We start from the raw sequence: 26521 nt of genomic DNA on the forward strand, positions 1-26521 counted from the left end.
GGGGCGGGCGGCATCGTGGATCAGCACCCGGGTGGGACCGCTGTCCGCCAGCGCCTCCAGCCCGTTGCGCACCGATCCGGCGCGGTCGGCGCCGCCGCGGGCGACGATCAGCCCGGTTTCGCGGAACCCGTCGGCTTCGGCCATGTCCTCCGGATGCAGCACCAGGGCGATCTGGTCGATCCCCTCGGCGGCGCGAAACGCCGCGATGGAGTGTTCGACCATCCGCCGCCCCGCAAGGGTTTGCCATTGCTTGGGCCGCGCCCCGCCCGCGCGCAAACCGCGTCCTGCGGCGACGATCAATGCGGCGGTCGGCATCGGCTGGAGTCCTTCCCGGATGGTGCCGCGCCTGTGTATGCGGTGACGCGGGGCAAGACAATCGCGGGCTGGAAGTTGCCTAATAATTAGGCATATAGAGCCGTGAACCTGTCAAGATTGTCGCGCTTCGTTGTGCAATTGCAGCATTTTCATTAGATACCAAATATATGCTCAAGGATTAGGCATATGACCGTTCGACTCGCTGACAACATACTGACCCCGCCGGTTTTTCTGGCCCCCATGGCCGGAATCACGGATCGACCGTTCAGGGATCTGGTGATGAGCTTCGGAGCTGGGCTGGTGGTAAGTGAAATGGTGGCGAGTCAGGAAATGGTACAGGCCAAGCCGGGAGTGCGCGAACGCGCCGAACTGGGGGCCGGGGTGGAAAACACCGCGGTTCAGCTGGCCGGGCGCGAGGCGCGTTGGATGGCCGAAGCTGCCCGCCGGGTCGAGGCCAACGGCGCGGCGGTGATCGATATCAACATGGGCTGCCCGGCCAAGAAGGTGACCAGCGGCTATTCCGGTTCGGCCCTGATGAAGACGCCGGACCACGCCCTGACGCTGATCGAGGCGGTGGTGAAGGCGGTCGACGTGCCGGTGACGTTGAAGACCCGGCTGGGTTGGGATGACGGCATGCGCAACGCCGCCGAGATCGCCCGGCGCGCCGAGGCGGCCGGGGTCGGGATGATCACCATCCATGGCCGCACCCGGTGTCAGTTTTACAAGGGCCGCGCCGATTGGGCGGCGATACGCGAGGTGAAAGAGGCGGTGACTGTGCCCGTGATTGCAAATGGCGATATCACCTGTGTCGACGATGCGCGCCAGGCCTTGGCCCTGTCGGGCGCCGATGGCGTGATGGTCGGGCGCGGCGCGCAGGGCCGGCCCTGGCAGCTGGCGCGGATCGCGCAGGAACTGTTCGGCGGGCCGGCACCGCAGGTCCCGCAGGGCGCGGCACTGGCCGAGATGGTGGCGGCGCATTACCAGGCGATGCTGTCATTCTACGGCACCGAACTGGGCACGCGCGTCGCCCGGAAACACCTGGGCTGGTACATGGATCAGGCCGGCACCGGCCCGGCCCTGCGCCGCGCAGTGCTGACCGAACGCGACCCCGCGCAGGTGCTGCGCCTGCTGGCCGATGCGCTGGCCGACAGCGACGATGGCAGGCAGGAGACCGCGGCGGCATGAGGAAGGATTGTGATATCTGGGCCTCGCTGCCGGTGCCCGCTTTCCTGATCGGGGCGAATGACGCCATCGTCGATGTGAACTCGGCGGGAGAGGGGTTTCTCAACGCCTCGGCGCGTACCGTGTCGGGGCTGCCAATCTGGGATCTGATCTCGGTCGAGACCCCGATCGCCGAAGCCTTCGACAAGGCCCGCACCAACAGCACACCGCTGTTCGTCAATGATGTCGATGTCGGGCCGGGCAGCCGCGCGCCGTTGCAATGTGCGCTGCAGATCGCCCCGCTTCAGGGCTGTCCGGGCCACATGATCCTGATGATCACGCCGCGCGAACTGGCCGGGCGCATGACGCAAAGCCATTCGGTCAAATCCGCGGCGCAATCGGCCATCGGCATGGCCGAGATGCTGGCGCATGAGATCAAGAACCCGCTGGCCGGGATCACCGGCGCGGCGCAATTGCTGAGCATGAGCCTGTCGAAAGAGGATCTGGAACTGACCGATCTGATCGTCGCCGAAAGCCGGCGCATCGTGAAGCTGCTGGAACAGGTCGAACAGTTCGGCAATCTCAGCGCGCCGGACAAGAAACCGGTCAATATTCACGACGTGCTGGACCGGGCGCGGCGTTCGGCGCTGCTGGGATTCGGCGCGCATATGAAGATCATCGAGGATTACGATCCGTCGCTGCCCCTGGCCTATGGCGATCCCGACCAATTGCTTCAGGTGGTGCTGAACCTGTTGAAGAACGCCTCGGAAGCCGCTGATCCAAAGGGTGGAAACATCCGCATCCACTCGTATTTCGAACATTCCTTCCGGCTGCGGCGCAGCGACGGCACCGGCCAGTCTCTGCCACTGCAGGTCGAAATTATTGACGACGGGCCGGGCTTGCCGGACAAAATCAGGGACGACATATTCGATCCCTTCGTTTCAGGGCGCGAAAACGGCACAGGCCTGGGGCTCGCGCTTGTCAGCAAGATCATTTCCGATCACGACGGCTGGATTTCCGTAAGTTCAGTTCCGGGCCACACCGTATTCCGCCTGTCCCTGCCGCGTGTGCCGCGGGGGATGCAACTCGAGGAGACAAGTTAATGGATGGCACAGTACTGGTTGCCGATGACGACCGCACGATTCGCACGGTCCTGACCCAGGCGCTGACCCGCGCGGGGTGCAAGGTGCACGCGACCAGCTCGCTCACCACGCTGATGCGCTGGGTCGGCGAGGGCAAGGGCGACGTGGTCATCTCGGATGTGATCATGCCGGATGGCAACGGGCTCGAGATGCTGCCGAAGATCGGCCAGGATCGGCCCGGCCTGCCGGTGATCGTGATCTCGGCACAGAACACCATCATGACCGCGATCCAGGCGGCCGAGGCGGAAGCCTATGACTATCTGCCGAAACCCTTCGACCTGCCGGATCTGATGAAGCGGACGGCGCGGGCGCTGGAACTGAAGCGGCACGCGCCGGCCAGCGCGCAGGCGCCCAGCGACGACCGCCCCGACGAATTGCCGCTGGTTGGCCGCACCCAGGTGATGCAGGCGCTGTACCGGCTGGTGGCGCGGGTGATGAACACCGACCTGCCGGTGCTGATCTCGGGCGAAAGCGGCACCGGCAAATCGTTGATCGCGCGGGCGATCCACGATTTTTCCGACCGCCGTTCGATGCCGTTTGTCACCGTGACCTCGGCCGATCTGCTGGAGCTGGAAGGCCCGGCGCGGGTGCTGGCGCGGGTCAAGGGCGGCACGCTGCTGATCGACGAGATCGGCGATATCGATGACGAGATCCAGGCCCGTATCGTGCGGATGATGGATGCGCCGGGCGACAATGTTCCGCGCTTCATGGCGACCAGCCAGACCAACCTGACCGCCGCGATGGAATCGGGCCAGGTGCGCCAGGATCTCTATTACCGGTTGAGCGGTGCCATCGTGCATGTGCCGGCCCTGCGCGAGCGGGTGGATGACGTGCCGCTGCTGGCGCAACACTTCCTGGGCCGGGCCGAGCGCGAGGGTGCGCCCAAACGCTGGCTGAGCAACGAGGCCGAGGAACTGTTCCGCGCCTATAGCTGGCCGGGCAATGTGCGGCAGCTGGAAAACGCCATCCGCCGGCTGGTGCTGACCAGCCGCGCCGACGAGATCGCCCGCGCCGAGGTGGAACAGGTGCTGGGCTCGCAGCCCGAGATGGAACCGGTGCTGGGCGGCGGTGACAGCGAAAAGCTGGCCGCATCGGTTGCGCGCCACCTGCGCCGCTACTTTGATCTGCACGGGAACATGCTGCCGCCGCCGGGGCTGTACGCTCGAATCCTGAAGGAAGTGGAATCGCCCTTGATCGAAATCGCGCTGGAAGCGACCGGTGGAAATCAGGCTAAATGCGCGGACCTTCTGGGCATAAACCGCAATACTTTGCGCAAGAAGATCTCGGATCTCGATATACAGGTGACACGGCGCCGCAAATTGATGTAAAAACGCCACAGAAGCGTGGCGGCCCGGTTTCATTGGCCGGGATGACCACGACATATGGCGGTTCGCCGCGAGAGCGGTACATCAAGGTGAGGGCAGCGGGTGGTTTCCCGGTCACAAAGCCGACCCTTCCTGGCGTTCAACAGGTGGCGCCGGACCCGGCGTGCAAAAAACGTCGCGGCCCTCGGGCTCGTGGTGCTGGGGCCTATCCTGGCGCTGGTGACGTTCCTGGCCATGGGCACGCTGGAACGCGGCCCGTCGGACAACGCCCTGCGATTCGCGCTGCTGGCCGATCTGGTCTATGTGCTGGTGGTGGTGACGCTGGTGCTGGCCCAGATCGGCCGGATCATCGTGGCGCGGCGGGCCAAATCGGCCGGATCCCGCCTGCACCTGCGCCTGATCGGGGCCTTTGCCCTGCTGGCGCTGATCCCCTCGATCACCATGGCGGTGTTTGCCGGCCTCACCTTCAATATCGGCCTGGAAGGCTGGTTCTCGGATCGGGTCAGCCGGGTGGTGGGCAATTCGCTGGCCGCGGCCGAGGCCTATGAGGCCGAACAGCGCGAAGACCTCGAAGAGGACGCCGCCGCGCTGGCCAATGTGCTGAACACCAGCCGCCGCGCCATCGTGTTCATGAACGATGCCGAGTTGCGCCAGATCCTGGCGCAGACCCAGCCGCAGATCCAGCGCGGGCTGCGCGAGGCCTATGTGATCGACGGCACCGGCGAGATCCGGGCGCGGGGCGAACGCTCTTACCTGTTCGATTTCGAACGTCCCAGCGCGGAACAGATCGAAGATGCCAGCCAGCACGGGCTGCTGGTGATCCAGGACTGGGACAATAACGAGTTTCGCGCCCTGGTGCGGCTGGATGCCTTTGTCGACCGGTTCCTCTATGTCAGCCGCAATGTCGACGGCAAAATCCTGAGCCTGCTGGACGAAACCCAGGAAACCATCCGGTTTTACCAGCAATTGGAAAGCGAACGGGGCCGCGTGGTTCTGGAATTCGGGCTGCTGTACGTCGGTTTCGCGGTGATCCTGATCCTGGCGGCGATCTGGCTGGGCCTGTGGTTTGCCGAGCGATTGTCGCGCCCGGTCGGGCGGCTGACACTGGCCGCGCAGCAGGTCGGCGCCGGCGATCTGGACGTGCATGTGATCGAGGGCGACAGCCGCGACGAGATCGGCATGCTGGGGCGCTATTTCAACCAGATGACCCGGCAATTGAAGGCCCAGCGCGACGCGCTGCTGGACAATACGCGCCAGATCGAAAGCCGCCGCCGGCTGTTCGATTCCGTGCTGTCCTCGGTCACCTCCGGTGTGGTGGGGCTGGATGCGCAGGGCCGGGTCGCCTTTGCCAACCGCTCGGCCCAGCGGCTGCTGGACTGGACCGGCGAGGGGTATTCGGTGGCGCTTGCGGTGGCGGTCCCGGAATTCGGCCCGCTGTTTGACGAGATGAAGGCGGCGGGGGCCGAGACCATTCAGGGCGAGGTGAAGGTGTCGCGCCAGCGCCGGCTGGAAAACCTGCTGGTGCGCATGGCGACCCGGCGGCGCGAGGATGGCGGGCTGGAAGGCTATGTGGTGGCGTTCGACGACGTCACCGACCTGGTCAGCGCCCAGCGCATGGCGGCCTGGGGCGATGTCGCCCGCCGCATCGCCCATGAGATCAAGAATCCGCTGACCCCGATCCAGCTCAGCGCCGAACGGATCAAGCGCAAGTTCGCGCCGATGGTGGGCGAAGACCGGGACCGGCTGGAATCGATGACCGACGTGATCGTGCGCCAGACCGGCGATCTGCGCCGCATCGTCGACGAGTTTTCCAAATTCGCCCGGATGCCGCAGCCCGACCGCCATGCCGAGGACCTGAGCGCGCTGGTGCGCGACGCGGTGCTGCTGCAGCAGACCGGACAGCCGGAGGTGGCGGTCAAATCCGATCTTCCGCAGGAATCGCTGACCGTCGAGGTCGACGCGACGATGATCAGCCAGGCGTTGACCAACCTGATCAAGAATGCCGGCGAAGCCATTGAAACATTACAGAAGAAAGGTCCGCCCGATGACCTGAAGCCGGAGATCCGGGTCACCCTGCGCCGCGATGGGACCGAGTATGAAATCACCATCGCCGACAATGGCATCGGCCTGCCCGAAGACCGGGCGCGGCTGTTCGAACCCTATGTCACCACCCGCGACGAAGGCACCGGCCTGGGTCTGCCGATCGTCAAGAAGATCATCGAGGAACATGGTGGCACGTTGGCATTAACCGACGCGCCGGTTTTCGAAGGTCAATCCCATTATGGCGCGATGGCCGTGATCCGGCTGTCCGCGGGGCCGCTTGCGGCCTGTCCCCCCCCAGAGACGCCGGAAGATTTGGCGAAGAAACCAACAGAAGAAGCAGGATCGAAATGAGTGATATTCTAATCGTAGACGATGAGCGCGATATTCGCGAATTGGTGTCGGATATCCTGGAAGACGAAGGTTACGCGACACGCCTTGCAGGCAATTCCGACGAATGCATGAACGCGATCAATGTCGAGCCGCCGGCATTGCTGATCCTCGACATCTGGCTCAAGGACAGTCGGATGGATGGGATCGACATCCTGAAAACCGTCAAACGCGACAACCCGGACGTGCCGGTGGTCATCATTTCCGGCCATGGCAATATCGAGATCGCGGTCGCCGCGATCAAGCAGGGCGCCTATGACTTCATCGAAAAGCCCTTCAATATCGACCAGCTGATGGTGGTGATCCGCCGCGCGATGGAGGCGTCGCGCCTGCGCCGCGAGAATTCGGCGCTGAAACGCCGCGAGGTGACCACCGCCGAGATGATCGGCCAGAGCGCCGCCTATCGCACCCTGGTCAGCCATCTCGACAAGGTGACCAAGTCCAACGGCCGGGTGATGCTGTCCGGGCCGGCCGGGTCGGGCAAGGAGATTGCCGCGCGCTATATCCACGCCCATTCCAACCGTGCCTCCGGGCCGTTTGTCACCGTCAACTGTGCAGGGATCGAACCCGAGCGGGTGGAAGAGGTGCTGTTTGGCCGCGAAAGCGCCGAGCGCGGGGTTGAATCCGGCCTGCTGGAAGAGGCCCATGGCGGGGTGATCTATTTCGACGAGGTCGCCGACATGCCGCTGGGCACCCAGTCCAAGATCCTGCGCGTGCTGGTCGACCAGCAGTTCCAGCGCGTCGGCGGCAGCGACAAGGTGCGCGTCGACCTGCGGGTGATCTCTTCGACCAACCGCGACCTCGAGGCCGAGATCCGCGCCGAACGGTTCCGGCAAGAGCTGTATCACCGCCTGAACGTGGTGCCGATCGCGGTGCCGTCGCTGGAGGAACGCCGCGAGGACATCCCGCTGCTGGCCGAACATTTCATCAGCCAGTGCAACGCGTCGCAGGGGCTGGCGCTGCGCCCGCTGAGCGACGAGGCGGTGGCCCTGATGCAGACGATGACCTGGCCGGGCAACGTGCGCCAGCTGAAGAACCTGATCGAACGGGTGCTGATCCTGGGCGACGGCAACGGCCCGATCGAGGCGCGCGAACTGCCCTCGGACGAGGACAAGGGCGAAGGCGAGGGCCGCGTGGTGCTGTCCGGCGCCCTGGCCACCCTGCCGCTGCGCGAGGCCCGCGAGGCGTTCGAGCGGGAATACCTGCTGACCCAGATCAACCGTTTCGGCGGCAATATCAGCCGCACCGCCTCGTTCGTCGGCATGGAGCGCAGCGCGCTGCACCGCAAGCTGAAATCGCTGGGCGTGGTGACCTCGACCAAATCAGGTGCCCGCGTCGCCCATGTGGACGAACACGCCGTCGAGGCGGCGGAATAACGCCCGGACCCAGCGCGGCGGTTAGTTCGCGCTCACCGGGTTGACGATCTGCCAACTGCCATCGTCGTAGCGGATGGCGCAGGAGGCCTCGGTCAGCTGCGGCAGCCGCTGCGTGCTGCGGGGAGGGGCGGCGCGTTTCACCGCCTCGGAACAGCGCGGGATGCTGACCGGCTGATAGCCGCGCTGGGCCATGCAGATGTTTTCCACCCGGCCGCGCAGGTTGGCATTCACATCGACCGTATAGTAACCGCCGCTGACCCAGTAGCCGGGCCGCCGGAAACAGTTGCCATTGGCATCGCAGACCAGCGGGCCGGGGACGAAGGTGGGCGGATGCCGACGAATCTGGTTGGCCACCGGCGCGTCGCGCAGGGCCGCGACCTCGCAATCGGTGCGGTCGGTGTTCAGGCGGGTGACGCTGACACCGGGCTGGTGATAGATCGACAGCGGCGCGCAGGCGGTCAGGCCGGCGAGAACCGCGGATAGAAAGAAAACGGATCTCATGACCGCAGTTTCGCGCGCTGCGGGAGCAAAGACAATTGAATTGACCGTGACTGGGGCTTCTGTCATGCACGGGTCTTGGCAGACCGGGCCAGAGGGCGAAGGGCATGAAGGTCATCATTTGCGGCGCGGGGCAGGTGGGCTGGCAGATCGCCCGGCACCTGTCGGGCGAAATGAACGATGTCACCGTTGTCGACAACAATGCCGACCTGGTGCGCCGCGCCACCGATACGCTGGATGTGCAGGGGATTGCCGGCTTTGCCAGCTATCCCGACGTGCTGGAACGGGCCGGCGCGCGCGATGCCGACATGATCATCGCCGCCACCCATTCCGACGAGGTCAATATGGTGACCTGCCAGGTGGCGCATTCGGTGTTCTCGATCAACCGCAAGGTTGCGCGCCTGCGGGCGCAATCCTACCTGACGGCGATCTATTCCGACCTGTACCGGCGCGAGCATCTGCCGATCGACGTGGTGATCTCGCCCGAGCGCGAGGTCGCCGCCGCGGCGATGCAGCGGCTGTCGGCGCCGGCGGCCTTCGACACCGAGACCTTCCTCGATGGCAAGGCGCAGATGATGGGCATCAACATCACCGAGGATTGCCCGATCATCAACACGGCGCTGCGCCAGCTGACCGACCTGTTTTCCACCCTGCGCGCGATCGTGGTGGGGATCCGGCGCGACGGCACCCTGTTTGCGCCCGATCCCGAGGACCAGCTGTTTCCGGGCGATGACTGCTATGTGTTCAGCCATATCGACGATGTTGCCCGGACGCTGGAAGTGTTCGGCAAAAGCCAGAAGAAGCAGGAGCGCATCGTCGTGGTCGGCGGCGGCAACGTCGGCCTGACGGTGGCGCGCGCGCTGGAAAAGCGCCGCCTGCGCACCAAGGTGATCGAACGCAGCCGCGCCAATGCCGAACGCGCCGCCGAGGCGCTGGAGCGCACCATCGTGCTGCATGGCGACGGGCTGGACAGCGCGCTGCTGAGCGAGGCCGGGATCTCGCGCGCCGATGCGATGCTGGCGGTGACCGACGATGACAAGACCAACATGCTGGCCGCGGTGCGGGCGCGGGCCGAGGGCTGCCCCTATGTGGTGGCGCTGATCAACGATCCGACGCTGGTGCCGCTGATGGCACCGCTGGGCATCGACGCCTATATCAACCCGCGCGCCACCACCGTCAGCTCGATCCTGCGCCATATCCGCCATGGCCGGGTGCGCCAGGTCTATTCCATCGGCGATGCCGAGGCCGAGATGATCGAGGCCGAGGTGATGTCGACCTCGCCGCTGGCCGGGCAGGCGGTGCGCGATATCGACTTTCCCGAGGGTGTGCTGATCGGCGCGGTGATGCGCGGTGGCGAGGTGAAGCGCCCGGTCGGGTCGTTCCGCATCGAGGCCGGCGATGTGATCACCCTGTTCGCCATGGCGGCGGATGTGCCAGAGGTCGAGAGGCTGCTGCAGGTCTCGATCGATTTTTTCTGACCGATGCGGGCTCAGGATATTCCCGGCCCGTTCATGCGTTTGCCGCTGTTCCTGCAAATCTGCGGCATCGCCTCGCTGGCCATGTACCTGCCCGCGGCACATGCGCTGGTGCGCGACGATCACCCGGCGTCGCGGTCGTTCTTCTATGCCGGGACCATGGGCCTGATCGTGGTGACGCTGGTGGCGCTGTCGATGGGTGGACGCCCGTCGCGCCACGGGCCGGTCAGCCAGTTGCTGTCGCTGTTGGCGACCTTCCTGCTGTTGCCCGCCTTCCTGGCCGTGCCGCTGCACCATGCGCTGGGCACCACCAGCTTCATGAATACCTATTTCGACATGGTCAGCGCCCTGACCACCACCGGCGCCGACATCTTCGGCGACCCGGCACGCCTGGTCAGTACGCTGCACCTGTGGCGGGCCGAGGTCGGCTGGCTGGGCGGGTTGCTGATGTGGATTGCCGCGTCGGCGATCCTGGCGCCGATGAGCCTGGGCGGGTTCGAGGTGACGGCGCGCGGTGAACCCGGGCGCGGCGTCGGCGGGCCGGGCGAGATGCGCCGCCTGGATCCGCGCCTCAGGCTGGCACGGGTGGCACGCACGCTGGCCCCGATCTATGCCGCCCTGACCGTGGTGATCTGGATCCTGCTGCTGCTGCTGGGCGATGATTCGCTGACCGCGCTGTGCCATGCGATGTCGGTGATGGCGACCTCGGGCATTTCCCCGGTCGGCGGCTTGTCGGGGGCGCAATCGGGCGTGTCCGGCGAGGCGATCCTGTTCCTGTTCATGTTTTTTGCGCTGTCGCGGCTGACCTTTTCAGGTGATACCGCGGTGCGCGGCTATGCCCGGCTGGACCGCGACCCGGAATTCCGCATCGGGCTGCTGGTGGTGGTCGTGCTGCCGCTGCTTCTGTTCCTGCGCCATTGGTGGGGGGCGCTGGACATCACCGCCAGCGAACCGGCGGTCTCGGCGCTGCGCGCGCTATGGGGGTCGCTGTTCACGGTGATGTCCTTCCTGACCACCACCGGGTTCGAAAGCGCCGACTGGGACACCGCGCGGCAATGGTCGGGACTTGGCACGCCGGGATTGATCCTGATGGGCCTGGCGTTGATCGGCGGCGGGGTGGCGACCACCGCCGGCGGGGTCAAGCTGTTGCGGGTTTATGTGCTGTATCTCAACGGCCTGCGCGAATTGGAGCGGCTGGTGCATCCCTCTTCGGTCGGCGGCGGCGGCATGCAGGGCGCGCGTATTCAGAAGGACGGCGCCTTTATCGCCTGGCTGTTCTTCATGCTGTTCGCGCTGTCGATGGCCTTTGTCACCTGCACGTTGGCCGCCCTGGGAGTGACCTTCGACCAGGCGCTGGTGCTGAGCATCGCGGCGCTGTCCACCACCGGGCCGCTGATCGAAAGCGTGGCGGAAAATCCGATCCGGCTGGTCGAACTGAACGCCGCGGCAAAAGGCGTCCTGTGCGGTGCCATGGTGTTGGGACGCTTGGAAACGCTGGCAATTGTGGCCCTGCTGGCCCCGGATTTGTGGCGGCGCTGAGAGCGGTCCGAAAGCCCGAGTTTAACAGGCTGTTTTTTTGGGTGGAATCTCCCCCCTGCACACTCCATACTTGTTCGAAGGGGCGCGGAACTGGACGGCGCGTAGCAAGAAAAAAAGGCGAGTTTATCAACAAATGGCTTCGGACAGACAGAATCTTCAGGACGCGTTTCTGAACCATGTGCGCAAAACCAAGGTTCCGGTCACCATTTTCCTGATCAACGGCGTCAAGCTGCAGGGCGTGATCACCTGGTTTGACAATTTCTGTGTGCTGCTGCGCCGCGACGGTCAGTCCCAGCTTGTGTATAAGCATGCGATCTCGACCATCATGCCGGCGCAGCCGATCAGCCTTTACGAGGGCGAAGACAACTCTTGACGGCGCATGAGAGGTTGCACACCCGCGCCTGGGTGCTGCATCCCGATATCAAATCCGATGAAGACCGCCGCGCCGCCAAGCCGGCGCTGGACGAGGCCGTGGCGCTGGCCGCGGCCCTGCCGGATCTTGAGGTGATCGGCGCAAATATCGTGCCGCTGCCCCGCGCACAGCCCGGATTGCTGTTCGGCTCGGGCAAGATTGCGGAACTGAAACAGACCTTTTCCGAGAACAAGATCGAACTGGTGCTGGTCGACGGGCCGGTGACCCCGGTGCAGCAACGCAACCTGGAACGGGAATGGAAGGTCAAGCTGCTGGACCGGACCGGGCTGATCCTCGAGATCTTCTCGGACCGCGCCGCCACCCGCGAGGGGGTGCTGCAGGTCGAGATGGCGGCGCTCAGCTATCAGCGGACGCGGCTGGTGCGGGCCTGGACCCACCTGGAGCGCCAGCGCGGTGGGCTGGGCTTTGTCGGGGGTCCCGGCGAAACCCAGATCGAGGCCGACCGCCGCGCCATCGACACCCAGCTGGTGCGCCTGCGCCGGCAGCTCGACAAGGTGATCAAGACCCGCGGGCTGCACCGCGCGGCGCGGGCCAAGGTGCCTTATCCGATCGTCGCTCTGGTGGGCTATACCAATGCCGGCAAGTCGACTTTGTTCAACCGGCTGACCGGGGCCGAGGTGATGGCCAAGGACATGCTGTTCGCCACGCTTGACCCGACCATGCGACGGGTGCAGCTGCCGGACGGGCCCGAGGTGATCCTGTCCGACACGGTGGGGTTCGTGTCGGACCTGCCGACCGAGCTGGTCGCCGCCTTCCGGGCCACGCTGGAAGAGGTGCTGGGCGCCGACCTGATCGTGCATGTGCGCGACATCTCGCATCCCGAAACCGCGGCGCAGGCCGCCGAGGTCGACAGCATCCTGAGCTCGCTGGGGGTGGAACAGGACCGGCCGCAGATCGAGGTCTGGAACAAGCTGGACCGGCTGCCGGAAGAGGAACGCACCGCGCTGCTGGCGCGCGCGGAACGCGGCGCGGGGGTCTTCGCGATCTCGGCGCTGACCGGCGAGGGGCTGGAGCTGCTGCTGCAGGAGATCGCGGTTCAGCTGCGCGGCGCCCGCCACGAGGCGCAGCTGCACCTGAAGTTCGAGGACGGGCGCAAACGGGCCTGGCTGTTCGACCAGGACGTGGTGCGCGAGGAGACACAGACCGAGGACGGGTTCGACCTGACGGTGCTGTGGACGGCGCGGCAGGCGGCGCAATTCGCCGCGCTCTGACCGGGGGTAGGGCAAATTCTGTCGACAGGATTTGCCAAACGTTATCCGTAGTTTCTGCCCCTCACGGAGTCCGGGGCATCAGGCGGGTCACCCCGACCGCGGCCGCCCGCGCCAGGTTCACGTCCAGCGACATCGGCACGTATTCGCCCCGCCGCCACAGCTGTGCCATGTCGTCGTAATGGCGCGACAGGAAATGTCCGGATTGACCGGTCGAGATGATGAAGACCGAGCTGTTCGGGTCGGCGAAGTCATAAACGCCGCGAAAGCCTGCCCCGTGCACGTTCTGGAACGGGTCGGGGCCTTCGCCCGAGGTGCGGCCGCGCTGTAGCGTGTTGTCGCCACCGCTGGTCGACTGGCGAATATTGACGAAATAGCGCAGCACCGGCACCTCGCCCAGAACCGGGTGGTCATGGGTGGCCTGGTGCGCGTCGCCCCAGCGCAGCGATTCCAGCGATCCGCCATAGCGTTCGTTGATCCAGATCAGCGCGTCGTCCAGCGCCAGCCGCGCCATGTCGGTGCAGGTTTCGCGCGGCGCGCTCTGGCGGATATCGCACCAGGCGGCGGCGCCGTCGATATCGCGGTAGACCCGTTCGATGAACAGCGGCTCGACATGTTTGAACTCTTCCGCCAGCGGCCCCAACTCGTCGCGGATCAGCCGCTCTTGCAATGCCCGCAGCCAGGCGGCGTAGATCAGCGGCTCGGGCATATGTTCGTTCATCTCGCCGTTCCAGTCGGCCAACAGCGCCAGCGCGATCTGCCGCTGCCGCTCGGGCGTGCCTTCGGGCGCGGCCTGGCCGGTGAACCACAGGTCGGCGCCGATCAGCGGCAGCAGCGACCGGGCGGTAAAGCTGACCGGGTCCAGCTGTGCCTCGATAAAGCTGTCGCGCGTATGCACCTCGCGCGATTGCATCAGGCGCTGCCACCGGTTGATCCGCTGGGTATCGCCCCATTCATACGAGATGTGGTTGGGGAAGGGGCGTTCGACGATCTTGTTGTTGGTGTTGCCCAGGATACCGCCGCGCGGGCTGACGAATTCCGGGTTCGAGGCATAGGGCATCCGCCCCTGCCAGCGGTTCTCGGCGCGCCAGCCCTGGCTGGGCAGGCGGCCGCGGCTTTGGTGGCGCGGATCGCGGCGGGGCACCGCGCCGATGGTTTTCAGCGCGATGGTCTCCTGATCGGCCAGCATCAGGTTCTGTGACGGCGCGATATAGCCTTCCGAGGCGGCGATTGCCTCGCGCACCGTAGAGGCACCCATCACCGCCAGCGCGGCAGACATCGAGGTGTCCCGCGGGCTGAGCGCGGTCCAGGCCAGCGACACGACATGGCCTTGCGGCGTGATCGTTTCCAGGGCGTATCGGCTGCCGGGCAGGACCGGTCCGTTCTCGGTCCAGCGCAGGGTCAGGGTGATTGGCGGCGCATCCTTGATTTCGATGATCGAGGGGCGCGAGTCAAAGCGCTTATAGCCGTCGGGCGTCAGGTATTCCTCGGGATTGTCCGGGTTCAACCGCTCGATATAGAGATCCTGATCGTCCAGGTAGGACGAGGTCAGGCCCCAGCCCAGATGCGCGCTGCGCCCGCTCAGCACCACCGGCATGCCCGGCACGGTGGCGCCGATCACGCCACCCTTCGCCAGTTCCAGCCGCGCCAGGTACCAGGTCGAGGGGGCGGTAAACCCCAGATGCGGGTCATTGGCCAGCAGGGTGCCGCCCGCGGCGGAACGGTTGGGGGCGGCCGCCCAGGCGTTGGAGGCCCCGGCCAGTCCGCGTGCCGGCACCGGCCACAGCGGCGTGTCGGGATCCGGGCCGGCCTCGGCATAGCGGGGCAGGCCGGGGAACATCGCGGCATATTCCGGCAACGCGGCGATGCCGCTGCCCGGCGCATCGGGCAGGATATCGGCCAGGCGGTCGGCATCCTCCAGCATCAGCGAGGTGCGCGCGCGCAGCACCTCGTCCTGCAGATGCCCGGCCAGCTGCAGCGCCATCAGCTTGATGATCGCCAGCGAATCGCCCGGCTGCCAAGGCGCCACGGTGACGTCGAACAGGAACATCTCGGGCGCGCCACGGCCCAGGGCGCGTTCATTGATCTCGGCCAGGCGGGCATTGACGCCAGCGGCATAGGCGGTCAGCGCCGCGCGGGTCGGTGCATCCTGCGCCTCGACCGATTGCTGCGCCAGGCGGTACAGGTCCAGCCGCCGCAACAGCCGGTCGATGCCCACGGTGCGGGTGCCGAACACCTCGGAAAGCCGCCCCTGCGCGGTGCGCCGCAGCATGGTCATCTGCCACAGCCGGTCCTGCGCATGGGCATAGCCGAGGCCGAAGAACACGTCGCTGTCGGTCTCGCCGAAGATATGCGGCACCGCCGCGTTGTCGCGCACGATTTCCACCGGTGCGGTCACGCCCTGCACGCTGACCGTGCGGTCATAATCGGGCAGCGACTGCGAGGCGAGGAAATAGATCAGGCCCACCCCCAGCACCACCAGCAGGACCAGCGCCCCGGCAAGGCGTAGAAGCCATCGAAAGACAAGCGCCATATCTTCCCCTGTGCTGATGGGTAACCCGTAGCCGATGGCCCGCAACGCGATTGACCGGACCGGTATGCCTGATAATTAATGCGTCAGTGTAAGGGAAGTGATCTCAAGGGGAAAGCAGATGGCAAAGCTGGCGTTTCTGGGCCTGGGCGTGATGGGATACCCGATGGCGGGGCATCTGCAGAAGGCCGGGCATACGGTCACCGTCTATAATCGTACCGCGACCAAGGCGCAAAGCTGGGCCGAGGAACATGGCGGTGCCACTGCGGCGACCCCGCGCGAGGCCGCCACGGGCGCCGATTTCGTGATGTCCTGCGTCGGCAATGACGACGATCTGCGCAGCGTCTGCCTGGGCGAGGACGGCGCCTTTGCCGGGATGAGCAGCGGCTCGGTCTTTGTCGATCACACCACGGTGTCGGCCAAGGTCACCCGCGAACTCTACGCCGCGGCCGATGCCAAGCAGATCAGCTTTGTCGATGCGCCGATCTCGGGCGGGCAGGCGGGGGCCGAAAACGGTGCGCTGTCGGTGATGTGCGGCGGCGACGAGGGCGCCTATGCCCGAGCCGAGCCGATCATCGCAGCCTATGCCAAGATCTGCCGCCGTCTGGGCGACAGCGGCGCCGGGCAGCTGACCAAGATGTGCAACCAGATCGCCATTGCCGGGCTGGTGCAGGGCCTGTCCGAGGCGCTGCACATGGCCGAGAAATCCGGTCTGGACGGGCGCGACGTGGTCGAGGTGATCAGCCAGGGCGCCGCGGGTTCGTGGCAGATGGCGAACCGCTATGAAACCATGCTGGACGATCATTTCGAGCATGGTTTTGCCGTCGACTGGATGCGCAAGGATCTGGGGATTTGTCTGGCCACCGCCGACGAGACCGGCGCGTCGCTGCCGGTGACCGCGCTGGTCGATCAGTTCTACAAGGACGTGCAGAAAATGGGCGGCGGGCGTTGGGACACGTCGAGCCTGTTCAAGCGTCTGCGCGCCGCCGGCTAGCGGCGGCCAGTCTCACGCAGCCGTTATATGGCGTGAGGAACCTTTCCATGCGGGCCGGGGTTGGGGACGTGCAACAGCGGCCCAGACGGTCGCGGAAAGGGAAACAAGATGAAACTGACACTGACTACCGCACTCGCCACCGCACTGTTTGCCACCAGCGCCTTTGCCGCCAGCGGCGGCGTCGACTCGGCCCAGCGCGGCGAAGAGAACCTGCAGAGCGAAGAGATCGGAACGGAAGCCAAGCTGATCGAACCGGGCGACGGCATGGAATCGGATGTTGAAGACGCTTCGCGCGGCAATCAGAACGAGCAGAGCGCTGAAGTTGTCGAAGACGAAGGTGAAAGCTACACCGGCGGCATCAGCAGCACCGTCGAGACCCAATCGCGCGGTGAAGGCAACCTGCAAGGTGAAGAACTTGTCACCGGCTCGGACAGCTAACGCCGTCAAAATTTACCGGGTGTGCCAGCCACATCAAAACGCCGGACCTTTTGGTCCGGCGTTTTTCATGTCCCGATCAGGTGCGGGAAACCGCTCAAGATCAGGGAATGATCCGGGTGTATTTGGTGCCTTCCAGCGTGGCCCCCACGCGCAGGCCCGCGCGGCCGAACACCGCCGCCAGAACCGGCGTACGCAGGATCGTGGTATCGGTGGCCAGCGAGTCGCCGACATCGCGGATCACGTATTCCAGATCGCCGCCCGCGGCCCAGCCCGAGGACCTGCGGAAATCGGCCAGCGCCGCGTCGGTCATGAAAAACAACACATGCGCATATTGCTGCGCCCCGATCTGCAGGCCGGCGCTGGCCTTGGTGGTGGAATAATAATCCACCGTCACGCCGTTCACCCGCAGCGCCCCGCGCCCGAAGGCGCCGCCGAACCAGAACCCGGCCTCGGTGACCAGCGGCATCACCAGCAACCCGGTGGCCTTCTGCGACAGCGTCACCGTGTTGGGATAGAGCGCGTACATTTCGTTCAGGGTGGCATCGACGCGGGCGTCGATCTTGGCCGCATTGCTGTTGCCGACGCCGTTACCGCAGGCGGCGGTCATGGAAACCCCGGCCAGCGCGGCCAGCGTGAAGCCACGCCGCGTCAGACGGTTTGAAGGTGAGATGCTCATAATGATGTCTGCCTGTAGTGCTGCACGATATGGCCGATTTGCACGGCCTTGCCACAAGATATAAGGCGAACTCGTCACATTGTCACGCAGGAAGCCGCCCGGGCCGGCGGGTTCCCGCCCGGATCTGAATCTTTCGATTGACGCCGGTTTCAGCCGTTCAGCAGCCGCGCCGCCGCTGGGGCGAAATAGGTCAGCACCCCGTCGCATCCGGCCCGTTTGAAGGCGATCAGGCTTTCCATCATCACCTTGTCGCCCTCCAGCCAGCCATTCTGCACCGCCGCCTGCATCATCGCGTATTCGCCGGAGACCTGATAGGCGAAGGTGGGCACCCCGAACATGTCCTTCACCCGGCGGCAGGTGTCCAGATAGGGCATGCCCGGTTTCACCATCACCATATCCGCGCCCTCGTTCAGATCGCGTTCGACCAGGCGCAGCGCCTCGTCGGAATTGGCCGGGTCCATCTGATAGGTGTTCTTGTCGCCGGTCAGCGCGCCGGTCGCGCCCACCGCGTCGCGGAACGGGCCGTAAAAGCTGCTGGCGTATTTCGCGGCATAGCTCAGGATCATCACCTCGTGATGGCCGCCAGATTCAAGTGCGTTGCGGATGGCCCCAATGCGGCCATCCATCATGTCGGAGGGGCCGATGATGTCGGCCCCGGCCTCGGCCTGGGCCAGCGCCATGCGCACCAGCGCCTCGACCGTGCGGTCATTGACGATTTTGCCGTCGACGACAAAACCGTCATGGCCGTTGATGTTATAGGGGTCCAGCGCCACATCGGTCATCACCGCCATCTCGGGCACCGCCTCCTTGACCGCGCGGATCGCGCGGTTGGCGATATTGTCGGGGTTCCAGGCCTCGGCGCAATCCTCGGTCCGCTGGTGCAGCGGCGTGTAGGGAAAGATGCAGATCGCGCCAATGCCCAGCCCATGTGCCTCTTTCGCCGCCTTGGCGATCAGGTCGGCGCTGCGCCGCATCACGCCGGGCATCGAGGCGATCGGTTCTTCCTCGCCCTTGCCCTCGCGCACGAAAACCGGCCAGATCAGATCCTGCACCGACAACAGGTTTTCCCGCACAAGACCGCGCACCGCCGCGGTTTTCCGCACACGGCGCAGGCGGGCCGAGGGGTAGGGCGCGACGGTCGGTTTCATGGCACGGTCTCCTTGCACATTCCGGCTCTGGGTGGCATGGAATGCCGACCGTCACAAGAGTGTCAATTGCTGCCATCCGGGCGGCGCGGCAGGCAGCAGGGTAAGGGGCAGCATTCGTGGACTGGTATACCTCGATCTTCGAGCTGATCGACATGCGGTCCTTTTCGAACCTTTGGTTCTGGATCGCGCTGGCGGTGGTGTGGTCGACGGCAAGCCATTGGGTGATCGGCGTGCCCTTCGACATGGTGCACCGCGCCCGCCGCCATGGCGGCCAGGCCGAGCAGGATCTCGAGGACATCACCCGCGTCAACGTCAACCGGCTGCTCTATATCGGCCGGCTGTCCGGGCTCTGGCTGCTGGGCTTTGGATGTTTCATCCTGTCGGCGCTGGCGATGCTGGGGTTCTACTACAAGATCGAATTTGCCCAGGCGCTGTTCCTGCTGGGCTTTCCGATGTCGATGGTCGCCCTGCTGAGCCTGAACACCGCGCATCGGATCGAAGTTGACAACGCCCAGGGGGAACAGCTGCGCAAGCGGCTGACCCGGCATCGCCTTTACACCCAGCTGATCGGCGTGGTGTCCATCTTTGTCACCGCGCTCTGGGGCATGTACCAGAACCTGCATATCGGCGTGCTCTGACGCCTCCAGACCTTCAGGCCCGCTTACCCATGACGGCACCGGAACATATCACAGTTGGCGGCGCGCCCGAAGGCTTCGACGCAAGGCTGATCCTGGATGAGGTCGCCCGCCGCGACGGCCCGGTGATCCATGTCGCGCGCGATGACAAGCGGCTGGCGGCGATGCGGGCGGCGCTGGCCTTCTTCGCGCCGGACATGCCGGTGATGGCCTTCCCCAGCTGGGATTGCCTACCTTATGACCGGGTGTCGCCCAATGCCGATATCTCGGCGGCGCGGATGGCGACGCTGGCGGCGCTGGTCCACCAGATGCCGAAACACTTCGTGCTGCTGACCACGCTGAACGCCGCGACCCAGCGAATCCCGGCGCGGGCGGTGCTGCGCGACGCCGCCTTCAGCGCGCGGGTCGGCGACCGGATCGACGAGGAGGCGCTGCGCGGCTTTCTCGTGCGCATGGGGTTTTCGCAAAGCCCCACGGTGATGGAGCCGGGCGATTACGCCGTGCGCGGCGGCATTATCGACATCTATCCGCCGGGCGAGGCCGGGCCGGTGCGGCTGGACCTGTTCGGCGATGTGCTGGACGGCGCGCGCCGCTTCGACCCGGCAACGCAGCGCACCACCGAACAGCTGGAGGTGGTGGAACTGGCCCCGGTCAGCGAGGTGATCCTGGACGAGGCGGCGATCACCCGGTTCCGGCAGAATTATCGCATCGAGTTCGGCGCCGCGGGCACCGACGACCCGCTCTACGAGGCGGTCAGCGCCGGGCGCAAGCACCAGGGCATCGAACACTGGCTGCCTTTCTTTCACGAGACCCTGGAAACCCTGTTCGACTATCTGCCTGATGCCTCGGTCACGCTGGACGACCAGTCGACGCCGATGCGCCTGGCCCGCTGGGACAGCATCGCCGACCAGTACGAAACCCGCCGCCTGGCCTTGCAGCAGAAGAACCGGCTGGACAGCGTCTATAAACCGGCGCCGCCGGGGCTGCTCTACCTCGATGACGCCGCTTGGACAGCGGCGGTGCGCGACCAGCGCAAGTTGCAATTCCATCCGCTGCCGCAGGCCAGCGGCCCCGGCGTGATCGATGCCGGCGGGCGGATCGGGCGCAATTTTGCGCCCGAACGCCAGCAGGAAAATATCAGCCTGTTCGGCGCCCTGGCGGCCCATGTTCAGGCAAAGCTTGAAAAGGGCCCGGTGGTTATCGCCTCCTATTCCGAAGGCGCGCGCGAACGCCTGACCGGGCTGATCGAGGATGAGGGCCTGGCCGAGGCGATCCCGGTGCCCAATGGCATCCGCATCGGCAAGCGCGGGCTGCACCTGGCGGTCTGGGCGCTGGAACACGGCTTCGAAACGCCGGATCTGACGGTGATCTCGGAACAGGATGTGCTGGGCGACCGGCTGATCCGGGCGCCGAAAAAGAAACGCCGCGCCGAGAATTTCCTGACCGAGGCACAGTCGCTGTCGCCCGGCGACCTGGTGGTGCATGTCGATCACGGCATCGGGCGGTATCATGGGCTGGAGGTGATCACCGCGGCCGGCGCGGCGCATGAATGCCTGGCGCTGGAATATGCCGACAGCGCGCGGCTGTACCTGCCGGTCGAGAATATCGAATTGCTGTCGCGCTATGGCCATGAGGAAGGCCTGCTCGACAAGCTGGGCGGCGGGGCCTGGCAGGCCAAGAAGGCGCGGCTGAAGGAACGCATCCGCGAGATGGCCGACCGGCTGATCCGCGTCGCCGCCGAACGCGCGCTGCGCCAGGCGCCGGTGCTGGAGCCCGACCATCACGCCTGGGAGGCGTTTTCGGCGCGTTTCCCCTATGAGGAGACCGACGACCAGCTGCGCGCCATTTCCGACGTGCTGGGCGACATGACCTCGGGCACGCCGATGGACCGGCTGGTCTGCGGCGATGTCGGCTTCGGCAAGACCGAGGTGGCAATGCGCGCCGCCTTTGTCGCCGCCATGTCCGGGGTGCAGGTGGCGGTGATCGCGCCCACCACGCTGCTGGCGCGGCAGCATTACGCCAGCTTTGCCGAACGCTTCCGCGGGTTCCCGGTCACCGTGCGCCAGCTCAGCCGCTTTGTCTCGGCCCGCGACGCGCAGCTGACCCGCGACGGGCTGGCCAAGGGCACGGTCGATATCGTGATCGGCACCCATGCGCTGCTGGCCAAGGGCATCCGGATCAGCAATCTCGGATTGCTGATTGTGGATGAGGAACAGCATTTCGGCGTCACCCACAAGGAGCGGCTGAAACAGCTGCGCAGCGACATTCACGTTCTGACGCTGACCGCCACGCCGATCCCGCGGACGTTGCAGCTGTCGCTGTCGGGGGTGCGCGATCTCAGCATCATCGGCACGCCGCCGGTCGACCGTTTGGCCATCCGCACCTATGTCAGCGAATTCGACGCGGTCACGGTGCGCGAGGCGCTGCTGCGCGAACATTACCGCGGCGGGCAGAGTTTCTACGTGGTGCCGCGCATCTCGGACCTGCCCGAGATCGAGGAGTTCCTGAAAGAGCAGATGCCCGAACTGTCCTATGTCGTGGCCCATGGCCAGATGGCGGCGGGCGAGCTGGACGACCGGATGAACGCCTTCTACGATGGCAAATACGACGTGCTGCTGGCCACCACCATCGTCGAGTCGGGCCTGGATATTCCTACCGCCAACACCATGATCGTGCACCGTGCCGACATGTTCGGGCTGGCGCAGCTCTATCAGATCCGTGGCCGGGTCGGGCGGTCGAAAACCCGCGCCTATGCCTATCTGACCACCAAGCCGCGCGCGAAACTCACCGAGGCGGCGGAAAAACGGCTGCGAGTGCTGGGCTCGCTCGACACGCTGGGCGCCGGCTTCACGCTGGCCAGCCAGGATCTGGACATTCGCGGCGCCGGCAACCTGCTGGGCGAGGAACAGTCGGGCCAGATGCGCGACGTCGGCTATGAACTCTACCAGTCGATGCTGGAGGAGGCGATTGCCAAGATCCGCTCCGGTGCGATGGAGGGGCTGTCCGAGATCGACGAGCAATGGGCGCCGCAGATCAACCTGGGCGTCGCGGTGCTGATCCCCGAGGCCTATGTGCCCGATCTCGATGTGCGGCTGGGCCTCTATCGCCGCCTGTCGTCGCTGTCGACCAAGGTCGAGCTGGAAGGCTTCGCCGCCGAGCTGATCGACCGTTTCGGCAAGCTGCCGCGCGAGGTCAACACGCTGCTGCTGGTGGTGCGCATCAAGGCGATGTGCAAACGGGCCGGCATCGCCAAGCTGGATGGCGGGCCGAAAGGCGCGACGATCCAGTTCCACAACGACAAGTTCGCCAATCCGCAGGGGCTGGTCGACTTCATCAAGGCGCAGGACGGCCTGGCCAAGGTCAAGGACAACAAGATCGTGGTCCGGCGCGACTGGAACAAGGAAAGCGACAAGATCAAGGGCGCCTTCGCCATCGCCCGCGACCTGGCGGAAAAGGTCAAGGCGGCGCAGGGCCGCGCCGGCTGAGCGGCCGAATGCCCACCGCGGGTGCCGCCGCGGGTCGCGGCAAATAGCTGTTGCAAACGCCCCGGATTGATCGCTTAGCTTGTTATGCGCCGACCGCCGGGCGTGGGGGTGTCCCCTTTCTCACAGTCCGGACGGCGGGCCGGTCTCTTTGAAAAGGATATGGCGCATGATGACTGTGCGCTGCTACCTGGCTCCGTCGTCGATCGAGGGGCTGGGCATCTTCTGTCGTGACCCCATCGCCAAGGGCCAGGTGATCTGGCAAAGCGATCCGCTGCTCGACATGCGGATCCCGATCGATCATCTGGGACAGTATCCCGAGCATGTGCGCGAGTTCATCGAACGCTATGCCTATGTCGATGTGAAGAACCCGGCGATGCTGGTGCTGGAATCGGACGAGGGGCGGTTCATGAACCATTCCGACCGGCCCAACACCGATTTTACCGCGCTCGATCACGGCTATGCGCTGGTCGACATCCCGGCGGGGGTGGAGATCACCTGCGACTATCGCGAGATCGGCGAGAACCTGGTGATGCAGCCGCCGCGCCACGCGGTGCACCAGCCGGTGGCGCTGGCGGTGTGAGGCCGCGCCAGCGGGCGATGGATCACTCCGCCGCCCGCATCGCCGCCTGCGCACAGAAACAGGACGCGCCGACCGCCCGGTCGGCGCGGGCGCGGGCCAGTTCCAGCCGCTGGCGCACCTGCACGATCTCGACCGCCTCGCCGCGCGCGGCCAGGCAATCATGCAGCCCCTTCAGGCTCCACACATTGTCGGGATGCACGGTGGCGCGGCTCAGCTGCCCGCCCAGGCCCAGATCCTCGCGATAGACCGCCTCGGCCTCGGCCACGCGGCCCTGTTCCAGCAAAAGCGCCCCCAGCGCGTGGCGCGCCGGCTGCATCCAGCCCCAGGGCTCGTCATAAGGCAGCCCGTCATCCAGTGCGACGGCGCGGCGAAGATGGGTAAAGGCCTGGTCGTACTGGCCCTTGCGATAGGCGATCTCACCGCGCACCATCTCTTTGCCGATCTCCATCAGGTCGACCACGCGGTTGTTGTGCAGCAGCCGCGTCTCGGGCAGCCGCGCGCAGGCGGCCAGGAACTCCTGTTCGGCCGCCTCGGCCTCGGCCACTTGCCCCAGCGCGGCAAATCCCACCGCGCGGGCATAGTGCACGGTGGCGTTCAGCGTCGCCCAGAGGTCGGGATCCTCAGGCGGGGTCAGCGCAATCGCCTCCTGCCAGCGGCCAAAGCGGATCAGGATATGCGGCTCCATCGCCATGTAGCTTTCGAAATAATCCGCCATCGGCGGGCTTTCGACCTTCAGCATCTCCTCGGGCACGGTCGCGAACAGGCCGCGCACCGCCTCCAGCGCCGGTTCGATCTGGCCCAGGAACAGCGCACCATAGATGACGAAATGGTAATTGTGCTGGCGATAGCCGGTATAGATGTTGAAGGCGCCTTCGCGCTGGAAATACTTCAGGTCGGCCTCGACCGCCTTCTGGTTCCAGAACACCACGTCGTGGTAATGGCCGCACAGCACGTCGATATGGGTCGGCATGTGCACCAGATGCCCGGCATCTGGCACCAGGGTGCGCAGCACATCGCCTGCCTGCAGCGCCTTTTCCGGATGTGGCGACATCTCCATCAGATGCACATACAGGTGCAGCAGGCCGGGATGGGCCATCGCCCCCGGCTGGTGCTGCAGCGCCTCTTCCAGCAGCTGCTGCGCCTCTTCGGTGCAGGCACCGTCCTTGGCCCGGCCCAGCCGCAGATCCCACATCTGCCAGGGGGTGAGGTCCATCAGCGACTCGACACAGATCGAACGGATGTCGAGATGGTCGGGAAACGCCTTTTGTACCGCGCGCATGGCATCGGCAAAGTCGCGGTCCCAAACCGTCATATCGGCGACCGGCGCGCGTTGCGGATAGCGGGCGGGCAGGGCGTGGATCAGCGCCTGTTCCGCCGGGCTGGCGGTGTCGGCATGTTTCAGCGCCGCCTGTGTCGCGTCCCAGGCCTCGGCCAGCGCGTCGGCGCGGCCGCGCTCGTCCAGCAGTTCCCAGGGCAGGTTGTAATTCGGCCCGGCGGCATAGGCGATGCCCCACCAGGCCATGGCGCAGGCCGGGTCATGCTCCAGCGCGCGGCGATAGCAGGCAATCGCCTCCTTGTGATTGAAACCATAGGTCCAGTTCAGCCCGCGATCGAACCACAGCTGCGCCTCGGGTGACCCGGTGGTGATGGCAAGGCCATACGCCCCCAGATCATAGCCATATTCATCCGCCATAACGCCTCCGCCTGTGTTCGCCACCGCGATCATAGCATCGCGGTGGGCCGTCTCATACCGCCTGCAATTCTTCGACCCGCTTCATCCGCAGCATCAGCAGGTAACCGGCGCCGGCCATCGTCAGGATGCCGAACGCCATCGGCTGGATGGTGCCGTTGAACAACTGGCCCACCGGCGTGGCGATGCAGGCGGCCAGGATCGTCGATAGCGCGCCGATGACCGAGGCGGCCATGCCGGCGATATGGCCCATCGGCTCCATCGCGATGGCGTTGAGATTGCCCAGGGTGGTGCCGACGCCAAAGTTCAGCGTCGCCTGCCAGGCCACGAACAGGGCAAAAAAAGTGCTGTGCGGCAGCGTCAGTTCGCTGGCCACCGCCATGCCGGCGGCCAGCACCACCTGCAGAAACAGAACCCAGGTCACGATCCGGCGCATGCCGATCCGCACGACGATGGTGGCGTTCAGCAGGCTCGCAAGCCCGGCAACCAGCGCCGACGCCGCAAACCAGAACGGGAAGACATCGGCACGGTCGAACACCAGGTCATAGATCTGCTGAACCATGGTCAACATGGTAATCAGCATTCCCATGCACAGCGATTGCACGATGATCGACAGCCGCACGGTCGGATGGGTCACCATCTCGTGCAGCGCCGAGATCATCAACCGCGGCCGGAACGGCCGGCGGTTCGGTTTCGGCAGGGTTTCCGGCAGCCGGGTTGCCATCCAGGTCGAGGCGATCAGCGAAAACACGATAAAGGCGAGGAAGATGCCGCGCCAGCCCAGCACCGCGATGATCCCGGTGCCGAGCAGCGGGGCGAAGGCGGGAAAGAGGGTGAAGATCATCATCGCGATGGACATCATCCGCGCCATGATCCGTCCCGAATACAGGTCGCGCATGATCGCCAGCGACACCACGCGCGGCCCCGACGCGCCCAGACCCTGCATCAGCCGCGCCAGCAGCAGCAGCTCGATCGATTCGACGAAGAGACAGGCCGCCGAAGCGGCGATGTAGATGGCCGAGCCCGCCAGGATCACCGGCTTGCGCCCGAAACTGTCCGACAGCGGGCCGACGATGAAGGTGCCGGCGCCCATGCCGACCATGAAAGAGATCAGGATCAGTTGCGCCCGGTTGACGTTGTCAGGGCTCAGCTCCTGGCCGATCTGCGGCAGCGCCGGCAGCATGGCATCGACGGAAAAGGCAATGGTCGCGAACATCATCGCGATCAGGGCGATGAATTCGGGCCGGGACATGCTGCGCATTGCGGGAATCCTTGTTTGCAAGGCCCTTAACACGTTAGACAGACACCGGCCAGATACAGCGTTTGGCTTGTCTACTGCACCCACGAACAGCGGTGGGCGCAGCTGCGCACACAACGATTCACCGCCGCAACGCGACACCGGAAGAGTTGTCGCTAGGTCAACTTTTTCTGTGGATAACCATG

21 protein-coding genes are annotated in these 26521 nt (G+C 65.6%); 14 read left to right on the plus strand and 7 right to left on the minus strand.

Annotated features, from left to right (window positions below):
* The coding region (locus CVM52_RS09955; RefSeq protein WP_172720969.1) for a 2-C-methyl-D-erythritol 4-phosphate cytidylyltransferase at nucleotides 1–315 on the minus strand (315 nt) is incomplete at its 3' end.
* 186 nt (nucleotides 316–501) lie between these two features.
* On the opposite strand from CVM52_RS09955, the gene dusB reads away from it, so the two are divergent.
* The 5 genes from dusB (at nucleotide 502) to ntrX (ending at nucleotide 7749) form a co-directional block, all read left to right on the plus strand.
* A complete protein-coding gene (dusB, locus tag CVM52_RS09960; RefSeq protein ID WP_100162362.1) occupies nucleotides 502–1500 on the plus strand; it encodes a tRNA dihydrouridine synthase DusB in 999 nt (332 codons plus the stop codon).
* A complete protein-coding gene (locus tag CVM52_RS09965; protein WP_100162363.1) occupies nucleotides 1497–2579 on the plus strand; it encodes a two-component system sensor histidine kinase NtrB in 1083 nt (360 codons plus the stop codon). The genes dusB and CVM52_RS09965 overlap by 4 nt, the downstream gene beginning before the upstream one ends.
* Complete coding sequence (locus tag CVM52_RS09970; RefSeq protein WP_100162364.1) at nucleotides 2579–3946, plus strand: response regulator; 1368 nt, start codon at nucleotides 2579–2581, stop codon at nucleotides 3944–3946. Before CVM52_RS09965 ends, CVM52_RS09970 begins: the two co-directional genes overlap by 1 nt.
* A 99-nt stretch (nucleotides 3947–4045) precedes the next feature.
* On the plus strand, nucleotides 4046–6337 hold the full coding sequence (locus tag CVM52_RS09975; RefSeq protein WP_100162365.1) for a sensor histidine kinase NtrY-like: 2292 nt from the start codon (nucleotides 4046–4048) through the stop codon (nucleotides 6335–6337).
* Nucleotides 6334–7749 (plus strand): nitrogen assimilation response regulator NtrX, encoded by a 1416-nt coding sequence (ntrX, locus tag CVM52_RS09980; protein WP_100162366.1) that lies wholly within the window; start codon nucleotides 6334–6336, stop codon nucleotides 7747–7749. Before CVM52_RS09975 ends, ntrX begins: the two co-directional genes overlap by 4 nt.
* A 21-nt stretch (nucleotides 7750–7770) precedes the next feature.
* Here the strand turns inward: ntrX and CVM52_RS09985 are convergent, their stop codons facing one another.
* The gene (locus CVM52_RS09985) at nucleotides 7771–8250 is read right to left on the minus strand and encodes a hypothetical protein (RefSeq protein ID WP_100162367.1); all 480 of its coding nucleotides are present in this window, start codon (nucleotides 8248–8250) and stop codon (nucleotides 7771–7773) included.
* Nucleotides 8251–8354: 104 nt separating this feature from the next.
* On the opposite strand from CVM52_RS09985, the gene trkA reads away from it, so the two are divergent.
* From trkA to hflX, 4 genes are all read left to right on the plus strand, one after another.
* Entirely contained in the window at nucleotides 8355–9725 is a 1371-nt protein-coding gene (gene trkA / locus CVM52_RS09990; RefSeq protein ID WP_100162368.1) for a Trk system potassium transporter TrkA, read from the plus strand.
* A gap of 33 nt (nucleotides 9726–9758) precedes the next feature.
* Nucleotides 9759–11261 carry a TrkH family potassium uptake protein gene (locus CVM52_RS09995; RefSeq protein ID WP_240620927.1) on the plus strand — a complete coding sequence of 501 codons (1503 nt, stop codon included), beginning with the start codon at nucleotides 9759–9761 and terminating at the stop codon, nucleotides 11259–11261.
* 133 nt (nucleotides 11262–11394) lie between these two features.
* Nucleotides 11395–11634 (plus strand): RNA chaperone Hfq, encoded by a 240-nt coding sequence (gene hfq, locus CVM52_RS10000; RefSeq protein ID WP_100162369.1) that lies wholly within the window; start codon nucleotides 11395–11397, stop codon nucleotides 11632–11634.
* Nucleotides 11631–12905, plus strand: coding sequence for a GTPase HflX (gene hflX, locus CVM52_RS10005; RefSeq protein WP_100162370.1), 1275 nt, complete (start codon nucleotides 11631–11633; stop codon nucleotides 12903–12905). Before hfq ends, hflX begins: the two co-directional genes overlap by 4 nt.
* A gap of 61 nt (nucleotides 12906–12966) precedes the next feature.
* Here the strand turns inward: hflX and CVM52_RS10010 are convergent, their stop codons facing one another.
* A complete protein-coding gene (locus tag CVM52_RS10010; RefSeq protein WP_100162371.1) occupies nucleotides 12967–15435 on the minus strand; it encodes a penicillin acylase family protein in 2469 nt (822 codons plus the stop codon).
* A 118-nt stretch (nucleotides 15436–15553) separates the two neighbouring features.
* Here CVM52_RS10010 and CVM52_RS10015 point away from each other — a divergent pair, with 118 nt between their 5' ends.
* Nucleotides 15554–16426, plus strand: a complete 873-nt coding sequence (locus CVM52_RS10015; RefSeq protein ID WP_100162372.1) for an NAD(P)-dependent oxidoreductase — start codon at nucleotides 15554–15556, stop codon at nucleotides 16424–16426.
* Between the two features lie 108 nt (nucleotides 16427–16534).
* The gene (locus CVM52_RS10020) at nucleotides 16535–16864 is read left to right on the plus strand and encodes a hypothetical protein (protein WP_133119822.1); all 330 of its coding nucleotides are present in this window, start codon (nucleotides 16535–16537) and stop codon (nucleotides 16862–16864) included.
* Between the two features lie 100 nt (nucleotides 16865–16964).
* On the opposite strand, the gene CVM52_RS10025 is transcribed toward CVM52_RS10020, so the two are convergent.
* Nucleotides 16965–17540: a lipid-binding SYLF domain-containing protein gene (locus tag CVM52_RS10025; RefSeq protein ID WP_100162374.1), complete on the minus strand. Its 576-nt coding sequence runs from the start codon at nucleotides 17538–17540 to the stop codon at nucleotides 16965–16967.
* A gap of 149 nt (nucleotides 17541–17689) precedes the next feature.
* Nucleotides 17690–18688: a porphobilinogen synthase gene (gene hemB, locus CVM52_RS10030; protein ID WP_100162375.1), complete on the minus strand. Its 999-nt coding sequence runs from the start codon at nucleotides 18686–18688 to the stop codon at nucleotides 17690–17692.
* A 116-nt stretch (nucleotides 18689–18804) separates the two neighbouring features.
* Here hemB and CVM52_RS10035 point away from each other — a divergent pair, with 116 nt between their 5' ends.
* The 3 genes from CVM52_RS10035 to CVM52_RS10045 all read left to right on the plus strand — a co-directional run bounded on the left by CVM52_RS10035 (nucleotide 18805) and on the right by CVM52_RS10045 (nucleotide 23388).
* The gene (locus CVM52_RS10035; protein ID WP_100162376.1) at nucleotides 18805–19326 is read left to right on the plus strand and encodes a component of SufBCD complex; all 522 of its coding nucleotides are present in this window, start codon (nucleotides 18805–18807) and stop codon (nucleotides 19324–19326) included.
* Between the two features lie 29 nt (nucleotides 19327–19355).
* Nucleotides 19356–22808 carry a transcription-repair coupling factor gene (gene mfd / locus CVM52_RS10040; RefSeq protein ID WP_100162377.1) on the plus strand — a complete coding sequence of 1151 codons (3453 nt, stop codon included), beginning with the start codon at nucleotides 19356–19358 and terminating at the stop codon, nucleotides 22806–22808.
* 166 nt (nucleotides 22809–22974) lie between these two features.
* Complete coding sequence (locus CVM52_RS10045; protein WP_100162378.1) at nucleotides 22975–23388, plus strand: SET domain-containing protein; 414 nt, start codon at nucleotides 22975–22977, stop codon at nucleotides 23386–23388.
* Nucleotides 23389–23410: 22 nt separating this feature from the next.
* Here CVM52_RS10045 and CVM52_RS10050 read toward each other — a convergent pair whose 3' ends face one another.
* Together CVM52_RS10050 and CVM52_RS10055 are read right to left on the minus strand one after the other, a co-directional pair.
* Entirely contained in the window at nucleotides 23411–25081 is a 1671-nt protein-coding gene (locus CVM52_RS10050; protein ID WP_100162389.1) for a tetratricopeptide repeat protein, read from the minus strand.
* Nucleotides 25082–25133: 52 nt separating this feature from the next.
* Nucleotides 25134–26330, minus strand: a complete 1197-nt coding sequence (locus CVM52_RS10055; protein WP_100162390.1) for a multidrug effflux MFS transporter — start codon at nucleotides 26328–26330, stop codon at nucleotides 25134–25136.
* Nucleotides 26331–26521: the final 191 nt, after the last annotated feature.

Origin of the sequence: Pseudooceanicola lipolyticus (assembly GCF_002786325.1) — a bacterium.
GTDB lineage: Bacteria > Pseudomonadota > Alphaproteobacteria > Rhodobacterales > Rhodobacteraceae > Pseudooceanicola_C > Pseudooceanicola_C lipolyticus.